Source organism: Shewanella sp. 1180_01, from assembly GCF_052850535.1.
Window position 1 is genome coordinate 1 of the sequence record NZ_VXCT01000018.1, and the last position, 17,671, is coordinate 17,671.

The 17,671-nt window shown below is 47.2% G+C and carries 13 protein-coding genes; 3 read left to right on the forward strand and 10 right to left on the reverse strand.

Going from position 1 to position 17,671, the window contains the following annotated elements:
- Positions 1 to 150: 150 nt before the first annotated feature.
- The 7 genes from FW758_RS11395 to nadK all read right to left on the reverse strand — a co-directional run bounded on the left by FW758_RS11395 (position 151) and on the right by nadK (position 11,370).
- Entirely contained in the window at positions 151 to 1,329 is a 1,179-nt protein-coding gene (locus FW758_RS11395; RefSeq protein ID WP_446445439.1) for an AAA family ATPase, read from the reverse strand.
- A 582-nt stretch (positions 1,330 to 1,911) separates the two neighbouring features.
- Positions 1,912 to 2,481, reverse strand: a complete 570-nt coding sequence (locus FW758_RS11400) for a LutC/YkgG family protein (protein ID WP_011846278.1) — start codon at positions 2,479 to 2,481, stop codon at positions 1,912 to 1,914.
- A gap of 1 nt (position 2,482) precedes the next feature.
- Complete coding sequence (locus FW758_RS11405) at positions 2,483 to 3,880, reverse strand: lactate utilization protein B (protein WP_342901729.1); 1,398 nt, start codon at positions 3,878 to 3,880, stop codon at positions 2,483 to 2,485.
- 10 nt (positions 3,881 to 3,890) lie between these two features.
- A complete protein-coding gene (locus FW758_RS11410) occupies positions 3,891 to 4,634 on the reverse strand; it encodes a (Fe-S)-binding protein (RefSeq protein WP_446445440.1) in 744 nt (247 codons plus the stop codon).
- 310 nt (positions 4,635 to 4,944) lie between these two features.
- Entirely contained in the window at positions 4,945 to 7,749 is a 2,805-nt protein-coding gene (locus FW758_RS11415; protein ID WP_446445441.1) for an FAD-binding and (Fe-S)-binding domain-containing protein, read from the reverse strand.
- A gap of 64 nt (positions 7,750 to 7,813) precedes the next feature.
- Positions 7,814 to 9,457 (reverse strand): L-lactate permease, encoded by a 1,644-nt coding sequence (locus FW758_RS11420; protein WP_006085150.1) that lies wholly within the window; start codon positions 9,455 to 9,457, stop codon positions 7,814 to 7,816.
- A 1,034-nt stretch (positions 9,458 to 10,491) separates the two neighbouring features.
- Entirely contained in the window at positions 10,492 to 11,370 is an 879-nt protein-coding gene (nadK, locus tag FW758_RS11425) for an NAD(+) kinase (protein WP_012588194.1), read from the reverse strand.
- Between the two features lie 100 nt (positions 11,371 to 11,470).
- Here nadK and grpE point away from each other — a divergent pair, with 100 nt between their 5' ends.
- Positions 11,471 to 12,091, forward strand: a complete 621-nt coding sequence (gene grpE, locus FW758_RS11430; protein ID WP_028760692.1) for a nucleotide exchange factor GrpE — start codon at positions 11,471 to 11,473, stop codon at positions 12,089 to 12,091.
- Between the two features lie 151 nt (positions 12,092 to 12,242).
- On the opposite strand, the gene dxs is transcribed toward grpE, so the two are convergent.
- Genes dxs through xseB form a run of 3 tightly spaced genes read right to left on the reverse strand, consistent with a single transcriptional unit; the run spans position 12,243 to position 15,256 of the window.
- On the reverse strand, positions 12,243 to 14,111 hold the full coding sequence (gene dxs / locus FW758_RS11435) for a 1-deoxy-D-xylulose-5-phosphate synthase (protein ID WP_446445442.1): 1,869 nt from the start codon (positions 14,109 to 14,111) through the stop codon (positions 12,243 to 12,245).
- 21 nt (positions 14,112 to 14,132) lie between these two features.
- Complete coding sequence (gene ispA / locus FW758_RS11440; protein ID WP_115335186.1) at positions 14,133 to 15,014, reverse strand: (2E,6E)-farnesyl diphosphate synthase; 882 nt, start codon at positions 15,012 to 15,014, stop codon at positions 14,133 to 14,135.
- A gap of 2 nt (positions 15,015 to 15,016) precedes the next feature.
- Positions 15,017 to 15,256, reverse strand: a complete 240-nt coding sequence (gene xseB, locus FW758_RS11445; protein WP_006080884.1) for an exodeoxyribonuclease VII small subunit — start codon at positions 15,254 to 15,256, stop codon at positions 15,017 to 15,019.
- Between the two features lie 314 nt (positions 15,257 to 15,570).
- Between xseB and pomA the strand changes: the two genes are divergently transcribed.
- On the forward strand, positions 15,571 to 16,338 hold the full coding sequence (gene pomA, locus FW758_RS11450; protein ID WP_006085155.1) for a flagellar motor protein PomA: 768 nt from the start codon (positions 15,571 to 15,573) through the stop codon (positions 16,336 to 16,338).
- A gap of 3 nt (positions 16,339 to 16,341) precedes the next feature.
- Positions 16,342 to 17,274 carry a flagellar motor protein MotB gene (locus FW758_RS11455; RefSeq protein WP_446445443.1) on the forward strand — a complete coding sequence of 311 codons (933 nt, stop codon included), beginning with the start codon at positions 16,342 to 16,344 and terminating at the stop codon, positions 17,272 to 17,274.
- Positions 17,275 to 17,671: the final 397 nt, after the last annotated feature.

The following is a 17,671-nucleotide window of genomic DNA, read 5'->3' on the forward strand; positions in this document are numbered from 1 at the left end:
CCCAGCGCTTTATAGTGCAGTTGTTAATCTCTGACTATGCTTGGGTTAAGCATTAAGCATTAAGCATTAAACAAGGAGGTTTGTATGCCGCACCCTCGCAGAACTCAGATAAGTGTTGAAGACACTCCCGTCTATTACAGAGGAAGAGGATTAAACTGGCTTACAACACACACCATATCTTAAGTTCGCTCTGCGATGGAGTTCATAGATTTCACAACCTAACAATGGCTCAGTTCTATTAAGAACGGCGCCAAAACGCTCAAAGTAGTCTTCATTAACCTGTTTTGCACTGATAAGTGGTACTTCAATACTGACATCTACACGACCTTTACGTATTAACGCGGGGTCAAGATTATCAGAATGATTGGTGGTCATTATTACAAGGCAGTCATCAAGAGGAATGATTCCGTCTAACGCGTTTAGAACGCCACCTAAAGTGAGTGGAGGGTTATCTGCATTGCTTTCAGCAGTTCGTGATACCGTAGCCTTTACACAGTCACAGTCCTCGATTAACAACATAGCTCCGGGCGGTACTTTTCTAATAGCCTTATGAATAGTGGCATCATTTACCGTCGATAGATTCAATATGTATAGATCGCGATGATACTCAACGGCTAAGGCTCTCGCTATACCCGTCTTACCTGTACCCGTTTTTCCATGTAACAGTATGGTTAGCTTACTTACAACCGATTCCCCCCTACTTGCGAAGTTATCAACTTCCCCCATCAACTCCTGCTTAAACCCTCCATCTAGCACTAATTCACTAAAACCCGATGATTTCAATATGCCATAGCAACACCATTCGGTTTCTTCGAAAATATTAACTTTCGGCTCAGTAGAGATGTCTCCACGAGTATCTTCTAGAAAACTATGTAGTTTATCTTTTGCCCACCATGGTGCACTTACAGTAATGGTATCGTAAGCCATCGTACTATCGACCTTAGTACGGGTCGCCAACATGATACAACCATGGAATTTAAACAGGTGCATACCGTAGCCGATAGACTTAACACTGACACGCCCGTCGTAACTCATACTATAGTCAAAGTACACAGCCTCAGAGATAGAGCGTGAAAAAAACGGAATGGTAGTATTACTGATCAAAAAGGACAGTTTATTGAATACCTCTGTGCGCGCTTGATGGCTATCGTCGATAGTGAGCCGCACAAACAGCAGGCAACTGAGCCAACTTAACAGCTTCGCGGGGACATCTTTTAGCATGTAGCCTACGAGTCCAATTAACGTTAATGTTAATACTCCAACAATGACAGCCGTCAACAAAGGATCACCATTGGTGAGCGCCTTAATTTGTAGTAATACCTCGTTCATTTACTCACCTTTACTATAAATGCCTAATAGACATAGTCGAGAATACAGCCAACCGAGTCGAGGATACTACCAAGGTATCCTCAGTATGTGCGCTATCGCACCTGGTTAAAGCGACTTGATAAAGATCCCCTGCTTATCACTAACGATTGCCATAGGTCGTAGCAATATCACACTTTAAATCAACATCTTAATATTAGATTGATATTTAAGCGCTCACTAAAGTAAACGGATGAACATCAGGGATGGCGCCGTTCATCAAAGAGTTGGATGGAGCGGCTCTGCATCCACGGATTGACTTGAATAACATCCGTGTTTAACTGCCAGTTCGCCATATATGGCTCTCGTTCATAAGCTTAGAGGCCCTAGGTTTCTATTCACCGAGTCGGTGAGTGAATGCCATGGCAAGCCTGTAAACTGCTTGTCAATAAACGTTAATTGGTAAGCTGTGTTAGTGGTTTATCAGCCTACAACTCAAATATCATTCAGCGAAGTCTCAATAAGAAAGCCGCTAATGAAGGCGGCTTTCGTGATCGATTGCCCTGTAACCCTTGAATTTTCTTGGTTACATTAAATCAATAGGCATCAGAGCAAATACACGTTCAAGCTGCAGGCGCCGTGGGCACCGACGACGAGGGCTTGTTCGATATCGGCGGTTTTTGATGGACCCGCGATAAACACCCCGAACTCACCTGAGGCTAGCGTGATTTCTTTAGCTGCCTGATGTAGGGTCGGCACAATCTTATTCGCTGGCAGGGCTAAGATCAGGTTTTCACAGATAAAAGGCGTGACTCTGTGGCCTAAATTCTTATTGTTCACCCAAATGGCACCGTTTTCGGCAACGCCAATGTCACCTGGGATCACTGCATAATCTATGTTTTTGAGCTCGTGGGCTGTGGGTGGCATTTCACGGTTTGCCGTGACACCTTCTACAAGGGAGATGACCTGTAACCCTTGGGCGATATGTTCATCGACTTTGGCTTGCAGGGCGACTAAGCCACCTTCTTTATGCAGCGTACCCGCGACAGTATTGAGGTTGGTCTCGAACTGGCCGACGAGATTGTCACGTCTTGGCGTCACATCTATGCTTGGCATAGGATGATTTGTTAAGGCCGACAGTTTGAGCGCATTGAGAATTTCAAGTTTACTAGACATCTTATAGGCTCCTGTGTTTCTTAAACCAAGCTTCGAAGCTGGAGTTCGGGGCGACGGGCAGTTCACGGTATTTACCCCATGCACCGCTAAAGGGTTTTAACAGACTGCCCGGTAGAATGCGCAGCGCGGTTCTCGCCACACTCATAGAGCAATTCAGCATGGTTTCACTTGCCATAAATTTACCCACTAATGGCATATAACTATTTTTGCCATAAGGGAGTTTTCCGGCTTCGGCCTTAAGGCGTCTGTGGTGGAAAATAATCTTATCGAGCGGCACTTTTGTTGGGCAGATATAGGTACAGCTGCCACACAAGGTACAAGCCCAAGCAATCGAGTTAGTGTCATCAATCTTAGCGCCTACTGCGATACCAATGGGGCCTGGAATGGTGTAGTTGTAGCTGTAACCGCCGGAGCGACGATACACAGGGCAGGTATTGAGGCAACCACCACAACGGATACATTTCAATGATTCTGCAAGGATTTTATCCTTAAGCATCTCAGTGCGACCATTGTCGACAATAATAATATGCATCTCGCCAGCAGGCTGTGGACCACGGTAAAAGGCGCTATAAGTCGTAACAGGTTGACCCGTAGCGTTACGTGCTAAGGTACGCAGCAAAACGGCGGCACTGTCCACATCGGGCACCACTTTGTCGATCCCCATTGAATGCAACTGCAGTTTAGGCAAGTTAGCACCCATGTCGGCGTTGCCTTCGTTGGTACAAACCACCACGGCGCCTTTGTCAGCAATCGCCATGTTCACGCCTGTCATCGCGGCATCGGCAGTAAGGAATTTTTCTCGTAAATGAGCGCGGGCGGCACGGGTTAAATACAAGGGATCGGCTGCCCCTGCTTTAGTGCCGAGTTTCTCATGGAAGAGGTCGCCAACTTCTTCTTTTTTCATGTGAATAGCGGGAACTACTATGTGTGATGGCGGCATTTTGGCGAGCTGAATAATCCGCTCGCCCAAGTCAGTATCTATGACTTCAATACCACGTTGTTCTAAGTACGGATTGAGGTGACATTCCTCGGTCAGCATTGACTTAGACTTCACTAATTTTTTGACATTATGGCGCGATAAAATGTCATGGACGATACGATTATGTTCGGCGCCATCTTTTGCCCAATGGACTTGTATGCCGTTGGCGATACAGTTTTGCTCAAAGGTTTCGAGGTATTGGGCAAGATTTGTGAGCGTATGGAGCTTAATTTCTGAGCCTAACTGACGCAGCTGTTCCCACTCTGGGATACTACCCGCAGCGCGGTCGCGTTTTTCTCTGAGCATCCACAGGGCTTTTGAATGCCAGTCGACACGGGTTTCGTCGCGGCAAAAAATATCGGCTTTATGGGCATGGACCTGTGAGCCTTGACTAGCATCGTGATTATGATTGTAAGCCATGGTGAGTCTCCTAAAGCGCGGCGTTCAGCACTTGCGCTATGTGGCGAATTTCAATCGGCAATTGCTGTCTGCGGATCATGCCATCGAGGTGCAACAGGCATGAAGGATCAAAACCTACGACATACTCTGCACCCGTTGCCGCGTGGGCTTGGGCCTTGTCTTTACCCATTTTGGCAGACACTGCGCCCTCATCGACGGCGAACGTACCGCCAAAGCCACAGCATTCGTCACGACGGTCGGTATAGACTATGTCTATACCCGCAATATTGGCGAGCACGGCTTCGACTTTGTTGAATCTTGGCCCCATCTGCTCGCTTGGTGTCGCAAGGCTTAACATGCGAATACCATGGCAACTCAGTTGTAGGCTGATTTTGTGCGTAAAGGGCTTGTTAAAGGCGGGGATTGGCGCGATATCGTGCAAAAATTCTGTCAGTTCATAGAGCTTGTTGATCACAGCTTGCGCTTCAGGGCTGCTATCAAACTCGTGGAAGTTTTCTTTGGCGGCCACTAAGCAAGAGGCGGCTGGGCAAACAATAGCGTCGCATTCCACTCCCTTAAAGGCGTTGAGCAATTTAAGGGTGGTACTGCGCGCTGCATCGAAGCAACCTGAGTTTGTCATCGGCTGGCCACAGCATGTTTGACCCGCGGGTAGAATCACTTGGTGCCCAAGTTTCTCTAATAATTCCAAGGTGGCAATAGCAACCTCTGGCATCATTTGATTGACTAGACACGGGATGAAAAGGGCGATTTTCATTGTGTTTTCTCTTTCTTGTTAGTGAACGACATTGCCTTGCACTGTGCCCCCAAAGTCCACACAAATGCTAAGGTAGTTGATCAAATATAGGCCTATCTAAAGTAAATAAGTAGCCCTAATTTAGTAAATGAGCTTGTAGATTTTTGCAAAAATGAGAATATTTTAACTTGCTGATTATGTTGGTTTAAAAATGTATTTATTCAGCTTTGGATTTATCAATAATATTAAAAAATGAATAAATGAGAATAGTTCGCTTATATAAACAAACGGGGCTAAATATCGCCCCGTTGTTTACTACTGTCATACCAGATTAGCGGCTGCACTCTTCGAGCAGATAAGCTAAGTGGCGATAGGAAATGCCACTGTGCTGAGTGAGGCCGACTTCACACATACGGTTGGCGTAATAGCCTTCCTTAATCTCGACAGGAATGAGCTTTTTGATATTACGCAGCGCGCTGGCGTTGATTTCAGGCTTATACAAGCCTTTTTCACCCGCGTAACCGCAGCAGTCAATTCCCGCAGGTTTGAGCACTTGCGCAGAGCAGGCATCGGCAATTGCTTGCATTTTAGGCTCAAGTTTCATCTTGCGTGCGCTACAACCTAAGTGCAGTGCCACATTGACTTTTTTGCTGATGTTGAGCTTAGTTAGCAAGTTGTCGTGCATAAACTCAACTAAGTCGATAATCTGCACTTTTGGATTACCCGACAAAGTTCGGTAGGTACAAGACAGCGCATCGACGACCACAGGCAGCTTGCCGTCATTGGTCATCTTGCTCACCGCATCGATAAGTTCTTGGCGTTTGGCATCGGCGTTTTTAAAATCGCCCTTAGACTCCCACATTTGGCCGCAGCATAAATCGCGGGTTTTCTCTGGCGTAATCACGTTATAACCCGCGCGTTCCAGCAGCGTGACGACCACTTCTGGCAAAGTGCGGTTATCGGGATCTTTTGGTGTCGGGCCAAAGGTTCTGCCGCCACAGGCTGGGAAATAGACCACAGTTTCTTGGCCTACTTTTGCAGGTGATGGTTTTGGTAGCTTGCCGCCTTTCGGGAAATCAGGATTCCAATACGGCACTTCTTTCGAAATCAGACGGCCGGTTTTCATCAGCGCACTGGTGATGCCATCGCCAGTGATCTTGTGGATCACGCCGAGCATGTCAAAACCTGAGCTGATCACTTGGTTAACCGCGCCAAAATGTTTGGCTTGGAAATCTAATACTTTCTGTTCAGTGGTACTGATGTACGGCGTGCGCAGCTTACGTACCAATTGGCCCATGCTGTTATCCACTGGACACGCAATAGTACAAAGCTGACATGCGGCGCAGGTATCAACCACATCGTATTTAGCGGCGGCGCGCATTTCGGCTGCAGCGGCTTTATCACCGGACTGCTCTAAGCGCTCGATTTCACGCAAAGTGGCAATACGTTGACGCGGCGAGAAGTTAAGTGCCGATGTTGGACAGGTTTTTTCGCAGAATCCACATTCGATACACTTATCGACAAAATCATCGACCACAGGGCAGGGCTTAATATTTTTCACATGCACTGTGCTGTCATCGTTCAAGATAACGCCAGGGTTAAGCATGCCTTCGGGATCGAAAATGTGCTTGATGCGTTTCATCAAGGTGTAGGCATCGGCGCCCCATTCCATTTCAACAAAGGGCGCTACCGCGCGGCCTGTGCCGTGCTCGGCTTTCATTGAACCGTCGTACTTGTGGATCACCATTTCGGCGACATCTTGCATAAAGCCTTGGAAACGTTCGATATCGGCTTGCGATGCAAAAGTCGGCGTGATGATAAAGTGGAAGTTACCCGCTAATGCATGGCCGTAAATCACCCCTTCTGGGTAACCATGTTTGTTAAACAATGCGGTTAAATCCGCTGCTGCTTCGGCTAAATGTTCAACGTTAAAGGCCACGTCTTCGATAATAACTGAGCTGCCCTTTGGACGTTCGCCGCCAATAATTGGGAACAAACCTGAGCGCATTGCCCAGTATTTGCTGTAAACACTGGCATCGCTACTGAAGGTAATGGGGCGTTCAGTTTTAAGGTGTGACAGTTTGGCAATTATATCTTGGGTGTTGGTTCCTAAGGTTTGAGCATCATTAGCGCGGGATTCAATCAGTAGAATTGCAGCGCCTTCAGGCAATGTGCTCAACCAATCTGGCATGCCTTTTTTGCCCGTCACGGCTTTGATGGATGCCCAGTCGAGTAATTCGGCGGCGGCTACACTGTCACCAATAATCGGCGGAATCGCGCTCGCGGCATCCACCATGTTAAAGAATACCGCCATGGCGGAGGCTTTAAATTTGGCTTCATCAACTGTGTGGTAAGTGACTTCTTCCACAAAGGCTAAAGTGCCTTCTGCGCCGACAATCAAGTGGTTAATCAGCTCGAAGGGATCTTCGAAATCCACCAGCGAATTGATGCTGTAACCTGTGGTGTTCTTGATGGAATATTTTTTACGAATGCGCTGGGCGAGGACTTCATTGCTGCGGGTCAGTTTTGCTAACGCAGTCAACGAGTCTAATAATTCGCCATGGGATTGGGTAAAGGCCGCTTTGGATTTGTCGCAGCCTGTGTCTAATTCAGTGCCATCGGCAAACAAGAGTTTGACTGATGCTATGGTTTGATAGCTGTTTTGAGCCGTGCCGCAGCACATGCCTGAAGCGTTGTTGGACACAATCCCGCCGACCATAGCCGAGGTTAATGTGGCTGGATCTGGGCCTATCTTTTTATTCAATGGCTTAAGTGCAGCGTTGGCATCGGAGCCTATCACGGCCGCGCCAAGAGTGATCTTGTTGCTGTCTGGGCTGACTTCTATGGTTCTAAAACCATCGTGGCCTAAGATCAGCAATATACCATCGCCAATGGCTTGGCCCGATAAACTGGTGCCTGCGGCGCGAAAGGTAACTGGGACCTTGTGAGCGCGAGCAATGGCCAGCGTGTGTTTTGCCTGCTCGAGATTATCAGCATGAACAACAATTTCTGGCACTATGCGGAAATAACTCGCGTCGGTAGACCAAGCGAAGCGGCGAACAGGATCATTAGATACTGCGGACTCGCCGAGCAGTTTAATTAAGTCTTTATATACAACGTCATAATTAATTGACATAAGGCTACTCTCTTAACGCTAAAAATGACCAAGGCCGCCGCAGCGACCTTAGTTTTCAATGGGCTTAGAAACCACCCCAAAGGGTAGCAATAGTGCCCGCAAGTAATGCATAACCAATGGCAACTGGCATGGTTTTACGGATGATTTCAGACTCTCTACCCGCCATACCGACTACCGTTGCAGCCGCAACCACGTTCATCACACACATCATGTTACCCGCGTTCGCACCTATGCCTTGTAGGGCAAGGACGAGAGCGTGGTTCATGCCGATATTGTCAGCCACACTGTACTGTAGGCCTGAGAACATCATGTTGGAGAAGGTTGCTGAACCCGATAGGAAGGCACCAAAAATACCGACGATAGGCGCCATCCAAGCCCACACTGCACCCATGGAACCTGCCAACATATCTGCTAATGCGACAGGCATAGAGGCTAGGCCCGCACCATTCACACCTGAGTTTAAGAAGATTTTCACCATAGGCACGGAAGCCCCTAATGAAATAATGGTTGGTAACATGGATTTACATGACACACCGACCGTTTGCTTAATCGCAGGGCTTTTCATTTTGAATAGGAAGAAACCTAAGATACACACGGCAACGAAGAAGGCACCAGGCGCATATAAGGTGGCGAAGCTCGCCTTAAGTTCAGTGCCCATCAAGCCCGTCCAGCTGATGTTAAAGCCGGATAACCAGGCTTTTAGCGGAGCAACGGTACGTGACAGCACTAACAGCGCAGCCATGATGATGTAAGGCGTCCAAGCGGCGATTTGGGAAAATTTAGCAGTGGTTTCCACTTTGGCGGTTTCTTGGTTGTCATTTTCGGCAAAGTCATTCCAAGCGGCTTTAGGCAGTAAGTAGCCTTTGCGAGCAACTGGGATCACCATTGCCATACCGATTAAAGAACCGATAACCGATGGGAATTCTGGGCCAGCAACATAGTTGATGATCCATGCTGGAACGGTAAACGAAAGACCTGCAAAAATCGCAAATTTCCAAATCGCTAAGCCTTCTTTGAAGGATTTATTGCGACCAAAGAAGCCTGTCAGAATCGACACCATCACTAATGGAATTAACGAACCTGTGATTAAATCGATAGTGATCATGTGCATTGCAATAAACTGCGCAAAGTCAGCATAGGTGCCGCCATGTTCTGCAATTTGCGCCGCAGCCATGCTTACGCCGCCTTGGGTCAAGCCTTGCTCCATACCAAAGAGTACGGGTAGACCAATCGCACCGAAGGACACACAGGCAGAGTCGGCAATCAAAGCAACAACTGCTGCGGCAACCGGTGGCACGCCAAGCAGTACGAGCAGTGGTGCGCCAATCGCGGCGGGTGTACCAAAGCCTGCACTGCCTTCGATAAAGGCACCAAATAACCAACAGATGATGATTACTTGCACACGGGCATCGGCGCTGATGTTAGTGAAACCTGCGCGGATAGTGTCCATCGCACCTGAATATTTCAGGGTATTCAGTAGGAACACAGCACCAAAAATGATGGTTAAAGGTGTGATGGCTGAAAGCAGTCCTTCGAGGACCGATGCCGCCAGTAATGTGGTATCCATTTGCCAAATAAACACAGCGGCGAGCGCAGTGACTAGCATGGAAATGGGCATAGCCTTTGATGCGGGCATTCTGAGTAATACTAGGAATAGCATTACACTGAGCACAGGCGTCAAGCTGGCGAGGAGTTGAAGTATTGTCATGCTTGCCTCTTCATAAAGTGGTCTGTCTTATTATTAATATTAGAATTTTTCATCTGCCTTCATGTCGACTTCCCAGACCGATAAATCAGCAGTTAATACTGCAATGAGTTATGGTCTCGACATTCTGTGTTGTGTACTAGACGCTATTGTGGGCTTGACTAATATGATCTAGATCATCTTGGCTGCTATATGAAATGCTAATTTACAGTGCTGCGGGACACTTCTCTCAGGGGATTTATCTATCTGTGACAGTGATCACTTAGACGGCTAGGCGTATATCTATTTCGATTATATTAAATTTAAGTTATCGGTATTTTAGTTATTAAAACTAGAGTTATCACTCAAGTTGATGGTCATTATTGCAATTAACTGATCCATTTATTTCATTAATAGGCTGTTATTGGTTTTTTTAGACATTTTTAAGGTGTGATTAAGGTCGCATAGGGTGATGCTGCTTAATTGGTGATGTTACACTGGTATATTTCAAGTTGTTGTTATAGTTGATTTATTTTGTGGTTTTAAGGTGGTTTTTTATAGTGATCCAGATCACTTTTTTAAATAGTGGAATTTTCTTGTGATGCATGTCACTTAATTAATTTTACTTTAATATGAAATTAAATAACCGTTATTTAAGTTACTTTCAGTTTATTTGAGCGAACAGCGCGCCTTAAATGTCGATGATATTTAGCGGCTAACGCAAATATTGAAATTAAAAGTCACCGCTTCTAATAGCTTAAGCTGAATTATTGAGAGTACAGGGCTAAATTGAGGCAAAAAGTTCACGTAATAAAGCGAAAGAATGCTGTGCGAACTTTTATCAGACTGGTTAGTGTGATTAATTCGCAAATGCGATGAATGAGAATGCCGGCTCGTTTATTTAATCTAGTGGGCAGTTCACTCACTATTATCTTAATGAGATCTTCTCGTATTTAGCCGTCGTTGTTATGGGGATATTAAAGGCATAAAAAAGAGACGGGAGACGTCTCTTTTATGGGGATCGGTAATTAATGGGAATAGGACAAATATGCGCTGGCTTAAAACAACTTGCTGCCCCAGCCTAATTTGGTCCGTAGTACGTGGAAATAATTGTGCCCTTTAGGATGAATTAAGCGTAATCGTTCTGAGCTGCGACGCACTATGATTTCATCGCCCGGTAACACGGCTAGATGCACGTGGCCATCACAGCTGACTTCGAGGTTCTCGCCATTGTCCGGTGACACCACCATTTTAATGGTGCTGCAGGCATCGACGACAATCGGGCGGCACGACAAAGTGTGCGGAAACATAGGCACTAAGATCAGGGCCTGCAAATTAGGCGTCAGGATAGCGCCGCCAGCGGAGAGGGCATAAGCCGTCGAACCCGTTGGCGTTGACACTATCATGCCGTCGGCACGCTGGCTGTACATGAACTGATCGTCAATATAGACCTCAAACTCAATCATGTGGGCAATTTTACCCGGATGGAGTACGGCTTCGTTGACAGCGGTATTGCTCGCCTTGAGCATACCGTGGCGATAGACTTCGGCTTCGAGTAAGAATCTGTGCTCGGTATCAAACTCACCGTCGAGGACTTTGGCGAGCGCTTCTTCAAAGGCATCGGGCGGCAGGTCGGTTAAGAAGCCCAAATTACCGCGGTTAACGCCAATCACGCCTAAATCGAAGCGGGCTAATACCCTAGCAGCACCAAGCATGTTACCGTCACCACCGACGACTATGGCTAAGTCGCAGCGCGCGCCAATTTCTAGTAAATCGACCGCCTCGATATTGGGCCCTAGTTCGGCAGCAACACGCTCTTCCACTAAGACTTCAAAGCCTTGCATTGTCAGCCAATGATGCAGACGTTTTAAGGTTTGGTTGGTCCCTTGGTGATGAGGTTTGCCGATAAGGCCGATAGTATGAAACTTTGTGGTCATATTTATGCTAGATCTGGCCTTAGGCCTTGAAACGTCAAAATTGATCCCCATAATATGCCCAGAGTATTTCAGAAACAAAGCATTTTTAGCTGGAGTGAAAATGAGCAACGAATCGATTAAAGCAGAACAGGATCTGATCCAAGAGGGTGTAGAGTCTGAAGTATCTACCGCAGAAGCAAGTCTGATCGATGAGCTTACCCAGGCCAATTTCCGTATTGAAGAGCTGGAACAGTTACTCGCTGAAGCTTTGGCGAAAGTTGAAGAGCAGAAGGATTCAGTCATCCGCGCCGCAGCCGAAGTCGATAATATTCGTCGTCGTGCCGCAATGGATGTGGAAAAGGCGAACAAGTTTGCCTTGGAAAAGTTCGCCAATGAACTGTTGCCAGTACTTGATAACATGGAGCGCGCATTGATGGGGACTAACCCTGAAGATGAAGCGACGAAAGCGATTTATCAAGGTGTTGAGTTAACTCAAAAAAGCTTACTCACTGCGGTGGCTAAATTTGGTGTTAAGCAGATTGATCCACAAGGTCAGTCATTTAACCCTGATCAACATCAAGCTATTGGTATGCAGCCAAGTGCCGAGTTCCCTGCGAACACTGTGATGTTGGTGATGCAAAAGGGCTATGAGCTGAACAGTCGCTTGCTGCGCCCTGCTATGGTAATGGTGTCACAGGGTGGCCCTAACCAAGAAAGCGCAACGATAGATATCGAAGCTTAAGCTTTATTGGTTAGGCCGCTGTTCTAACAGACAGCAACAAAAAAGGACTGCAATTGCAGTCCTTTTTTTATGGGCGAAATCTGAATCGGCAAACAGTATCGGTCAGCAGTACTTGACCGAGTTCTCGTTCTTACGCCATCTATTGAATCACTTATTGCGCTAGATAAGCATTGATTTGCGCCAGTATGCCTTCGGCATCCAGTTGCAAGTCATGGGTAACTTCCTCGGGTGAGCCATGTTTGATAAATTCATCAGGCAAACCAATTTGAAGCACGTCCTTGGGCATTCGCAGCTTTTGAAGCTGTTCAAGTACGCCAGTACCTGCGCCGCCCATGATGGCGTTTTCTTCCACTGTGACTAGCACTTCGTGGGTTTGCGCCATCTCTTTGACTAAATCAACATCGAGCGGTTTTACAAAGCGCATATCGACAACCGTTGCATCTAAGCTTTCGGCAGCGGTTAACGCCGAGGCTAACAAGGTGCCAAAGTTGAGAATGGCAATGCGCTTGCCCACACGTTTGATCACGCCTTTACCAATCGGTAATGCCGTCATCGCTTCGACTTGCGTTGCTCCCGTGGCACAGCCCCTTGGATAACGCACTGCACTTGGACCCGCATCATAGCAATAGCCAGTGTAGAGCATTTGACGACATTCATTTTCGTCCGACGGCGCCATGATCACCATGTTGGGGATGCAACGCATAAAGCTTAAATCGAATGCACCTTGGTGAGTTGGACCATCGGCACCGACAATACCGCCGCGATCGATAGCGAACAATACCGGTAATTGCTGTAGCGCCACATCATGAATAAGTTGATCGTAGGCGCGTTGCAGGAAGGTCGAGTAAATCGCCACCACAGGCTTAAAGCCTTCACAGGCAAAACCTGCGGCTAAAGTCACTGCATGCTGCTCGGCAATCGCCGCATCGAAATATTGTTTCGGGAAACGCTGGGAAAACTCAACCATACCCGAGCCTTCGCGCATCGCAGGAGTAATGGCTAATACTTTCTCATCTTGCTCAGCGATGTCGCATAACCATTTACCGAAGACTTGGGAAAAGGTCGGTAAACCGGGTTTGGTGGCCGGCTTTTTAAACAGCGACGGGTCGAACTTAGGTACGGCATGCCAACCGATAGGATCTTTTTCAGCAGGTTCATAACCACGACCTTTCTTTGTCATGATGTGCAGCACCTGTGGACCTTTCAGATTGCGCATATTACGCATGGTCTCGACCAGAGCATCAACATCGTGGCCGTCGATAGGACCGATATAGTTGAAACCTAACTCCTCAAATAGCGTGCCAGGAACGACCATGCCCTTAAGGTGTTCCTCAGTGCGTTTGGCCATTTCTTTGATGACGGGCATGCCTTTCAATACTTTCTTGCCGCCTTCGCGCAGCGTAGTGTAGAAACGGCCTGACATCAGTTGGGCTAAATGGTTATTGAGGGCGCCGACATTTTCAGAGATCGACATTTCGTTGTCGTTCAGTACCACGAGCATGTCATTGTGTAAGTCGCCTGCGTGGTTCATGGCTTCAAACACCATACCACCAGTCATGGCGCCATCACCGATCACGGCAACGACTTTACGACCCGCTTGTTCTTTTTCTGCGGCAATCGCCATCGCCAGTGCGGCGCTGATAGACGTGCCTGAATGCCCAACGCTGAAAGTGTCGTATTCACTTTCTTCACGCCATGGGAAAGGATGCAAGCCATCTTTTTGGCGAATGGTGTGCATCTTGTCGCGACGACCCGTGAGAATTTTGTGGGGATAAGCCTGATGGCCCACATCCCAAATTAGCCGATCAAAAGGGGTGTTGTAGACATAGTGCAACGCAACAGTGAGTTCCACTGTGCCGAGCCCAGAGGCAAAATGTCCGCTGGATATGCCAACAGACTTAAGAAGGAACTCGCGCAGTTCGTCGGCTACTTGTGGTAAAAGTGCCTGAGGAAGCTGGCGGAGTTCATTAGGGGTGTTGGCCTGCGCCAACACGGGAAACTGAGAAATGTCCAAACTCATAGCGAGATACTTCGACTCTTATTATATTCTTCGCTCAATGATATAGCGGGCGAAGTCTGCAATTAACTGGCTATTGTATGGCAATTTAGCCAGCGCTGATAGTGCCTCTTGGATCAGTTGTTTGGCGGTGTCTTGTGCACCTTGTAGTCCAAGTAGTTGTGGAAACGTACTCTTATTCGATTCAGTATCAGAGCCTTGCGGCTTACCGAGTTCTTCGGTGGTGGCTACGATGTCAAGGATATCGTCTTGTACTTGAAAGGCGAGTCCGACCGCATGGGCAAAATCCATCATAGCAGCATACTGATTTTTTGGCGCGTTTGCGGCGATTAACGCTAACTCAACGGCGCAGCTGATAAGGGCGCCCGTTTTCATATTATGTAACTGAGTTAATGCTTTAAGATCAATATGTTTATCTGTTGAGGCTAAGTCTATCGCTTGGCCGCCACACATGCCACGATAACCTGAGGCTTTTGCCAATACTCTGACCATAGCGATATGTTGCTCGCTGCTGATCCCAGGGACCGCTTCGGTGACAATTTCAAAGGCTAAGGTCTGCAGTGCATCCCCCGCTAAAATGGCGGTCGCTTCATCAAAAGCGATATGCACTGTGGGCTGACCACGGCGCAGTTCATCATCATCCATGGCGGGTAAATCGTCGTGGATCAATGAATAAGCATGGATACATTCAATGGCTGCGGCGCAAGCATCTAATTTTTCGAGCTCGACCCCAAACATGCGTCCGACACTGTAGACAAGGAAAGGTCGAATGCGTTTGCCACCCAATAAGGCGCCGTAAGTCATGGCGGCTTTTAATTGGGGAGCAGTATCTTCAAGCGTACTAAAACGCTGTTTTAATTGATTATCAACCCGTTGTTGATATTCTTGAATGGCACTGACTAACACGCTTATTCGCCCTCAACGGCATAGGGGGATAGGGGCGCATTTTCATCTTGTTTCAGTAAAATGGCCACTTTTTGTTGGGCTTGTTCGAGTTTTGCTTGGCTATTTCGAACCAGATTGATGCCACGTTCAAATTGTTTTAACGCGTCATCGAGGGAGATATCGCCTTGTTCTAGATCGGCAACAATGCGCTCGAGTTCGCCAAGGGATTCTTCAAAACTGAGATTTTCGGGTTTCTTCGCCACGTTTATGCTTCCTTTGATTTAGCGGACACAAGGTATATCAGGGCGGCTTTAGGGTCAAATTCAGACTAAAGATATTTGCTCAATAGCACGCTTTGTTACTGAAATTTTTTCAGAAAATATAAATTGTCGCTAAACTTGCTTAGTGTGTGTCCGATAACTGACAATAGTATCATCATTTGTATGGTAATTTTTAACTGGATAGACAAGGCTCGCATGTGTGTCGGTGGGATTATCTTACTCAGTGGAACAACTGAGTGTTATTGCTTACCTAGGGTAAGTATTATGTCGTTTATTACGAAAATTGAGGAGCCGTTGTGGATTTAGCAACAGTAATTGGAATTGTGGGTGCCTTTGGTTTTATCCTCGGGGCAATGGCCACCAGCGGCGGTTTAATGATTTTCGTTGATGTACCCTCGATTCTTATTGTTTTCGGTGGGTCCTTCTTCGTGGTGATGATGAAGTTCAATCTTAAACAGTTTTTTAGTGCGGTAAAAATCGCCGCCAAAGCGTTTATTTTTAAGATTGATAAGCCAGAAGATTTGATTGAACAGTCCGTGACTATGGCTGATGCCGCCCGTAAAGGCGGTTTTTTAGCCTTAGAAGAAGCGCAGATTACTAACAGCTTTATGCAAAAAGCCGTCGACATGCTCGTTGATGGTCACGATGGTGAAGTGGTGCGCGCTGCCTTAGAGAAGGATATCGCCCTGACCGAAGAGCGCCATCGTACTGGGATCGGCATTTTTAGAGCGTTTGGTGACGTAGGTCCGGCAATGGGCATGATAGGTACGCTGGTGGGTCTTGTGGCCATGCTGTCAAACATGTCAGATCCTAAATCCATCGGCCCTTCAATGGCGGTGGCCTTGTTAACCACCTTATACGGCGCTATGGTCGCCAACATGGTTTGTCTTCCTATCGCGGATAAGTTAACGCTTAGGATGGGTGAAGAAATGCTGAACCGTAACTTGATTATGGATGCGGTATTGGCGATTCAAGACGGACAAAACCCTCGGGTGATTGAAGGCTTCTTGAAAAATTATCTGGCTGAGAAAAATCGCAAAATAGATACAACGGACGGAGAGTAGCCCATGGCTAAGGCTAAGTGCAACTGTCCACCGGCCGGAGCACCGATGTGGTTGGCGACCTTTGCTGACTTGATGTCGCTGTTGATGTGTTTCTTCGTGTTGTTATTGTCATTTTCCGAAATGGACGTATTGAAGTTTAAGCAGATCGCGGGCTCAATGAAGTATGCCTTTGGTGTGCAAAATAAGGTGGAAGTCAAAGATATCCCGAAAGGGACGTCTGTTATTGCCTTAGAATTTAGACCCGGCCGCCCCGATCCCACGCCGATTGAAATCATCAACCAGCAAACTAATGAAATGACGGAACCTGTATTGGATTACCAAGCGGGTGAAGACGACAGTGCTGGCGGCGTTCAGCAGCAAAGTGGTTCTCAGCGTGGCGGTGAAGCCACTGCAACGGCGCAGGAAGTGGCCGATGCGGTTAAAGCCGAAGCGGCAGCGGCGCAGGATAAGATCAATCAAGAAGTGAAGAAGATGGCGCAGGAGCTCAATAAAGAGATCACCGATGGTGCGATCGAAATTGAGTCATTAGGTCAGCAGATTATTATCCGTATCCGTGAAAAGGGCGCATTTGCCTCTGGTTCGGGTTTCCTTCAACCACGATTTAAGCCTGTGGTGCGATCTGTTGGCGAACTGCTAAAAGATGTGCCGGGGATTATTACCGTATCGGGTTACACGGATGTTATGCAAATCAGCGATGAGCTTTATAGCTCTAACTGGGATTTATCCAGCAAACGCGCTGTGGCTGTGGCCCACGAGTTAGTACAAGTTAAAGGCTTTGATTCTAAACGGATGAAAGTGGTTGGCATGGCGTCTAATAACCCGATAGTGCCAAATGATTCACCGGAGAATCGTGCCCGTAACCGCAGGGTGGAAATTGCCATTGAGCAAGGTAAAGCGAAGGAATCTGATGAGATTCAGGTCGGTAATTCGCCTTAGGTAGCTTGGTATTCACTGAAACTAAAGCCGTAATCCTGTTGCGGCTTTTTTATTGGGCGAATGTGGACTTTCCCTTTTTTTGCTAACGCTTTGTGCATCAAAGCGCTGTGGTTGGTTTGAATCCATTTGGGCTTTACGCCAATCGCAGAGAGTGTGTAATCCCTAAGCTTTCTTCAACCTTACCTCAACCACTTATCTCAAATAATTCATTTCAAACCACTCATTTTAAGCAGGGCAATTCAAACTAAGTGAATAGGCTTCACTGACATTATCCCAACCTCATTCGCTTAAAAATCCCGCCGTGACTTAATCACTAATGCGCCATTAATCCGCCATGAATGTGGCTTGTGTGGCTGTTTGCGACGCGCGCTGAAACTCGCATTTTTAGGTCGCTTGG

Bases quoted from the DNA above. Each gene is read 5' to 3' on its own strand.
- FW758_RS11395 (WP_446445439.1), bottom strand. From the start codon at position 1,329: ATGAACGAGGTATTACTACAAATTAAGGCGCTCACCAATGGTGATCCT.
- FW758_RS11400 (WP_011846278.1), bottom strand. From the start codon at position 2,481: ATGTCTAGTAAACTTGAAATTCTCAATGCGCTCAAACTGTCGGCCTTA.
- FW758_RS11405 (WP_342901729.1), bottom strand. From the start codon at position 3,880: ATGGCTTACAATCATAATCACGATGCTAGTCAAGGCTCACAGGTCCAT.
- FW758_RS11410 (WP_446445440.1), bottom strand. From the start codon at position 4,634: ATGAAAATCGCCCTTTTCATCCCGTGTCTAGTCAATCAAATGATGCCA.
- FW758_RS11415 (WP_446445441.1), bottom strand. From the start codon at position 7,749: ATGTCAATTAATTATGACGTTGTATATAAAGACTTAATTAAACTGCTC.
- FW758_RS11420 (WP_006085150.1), bottom strand. From the start codon at position 9,457: ATGACAATACTTCAACTCCTCGCCAGCTTGACGCCTGTGCTCAGTGTA.
- nadK (WP_012588194.1), bottom strand. From the start codon at position 11,370: ATGACCACAAAGTTTCATACTATCGGCCTTATCGGCAAACCTCATCAC.
- grpE (WP_028760692.1), top strand. From the start codon at position 11,471: ATGAGCAACGAATCGATTAAAGCAGAACAGGATCTGATCCAAGAGGGT.
- dxs (WP_446445442.1), bottom strand. From the start codon at position 14,111: ATGAGTTTGGACATTTCTCAGTTTCCCGTGTTGGCGCAGGCCAACACC.
- FW758_RS11455 (WP_446445443.1), top strand. From the start codon at position 16,342: ATGGCTAAGGCTAAGTGCAACTGTCCACCGGCCGGAGCACCGATGTGG.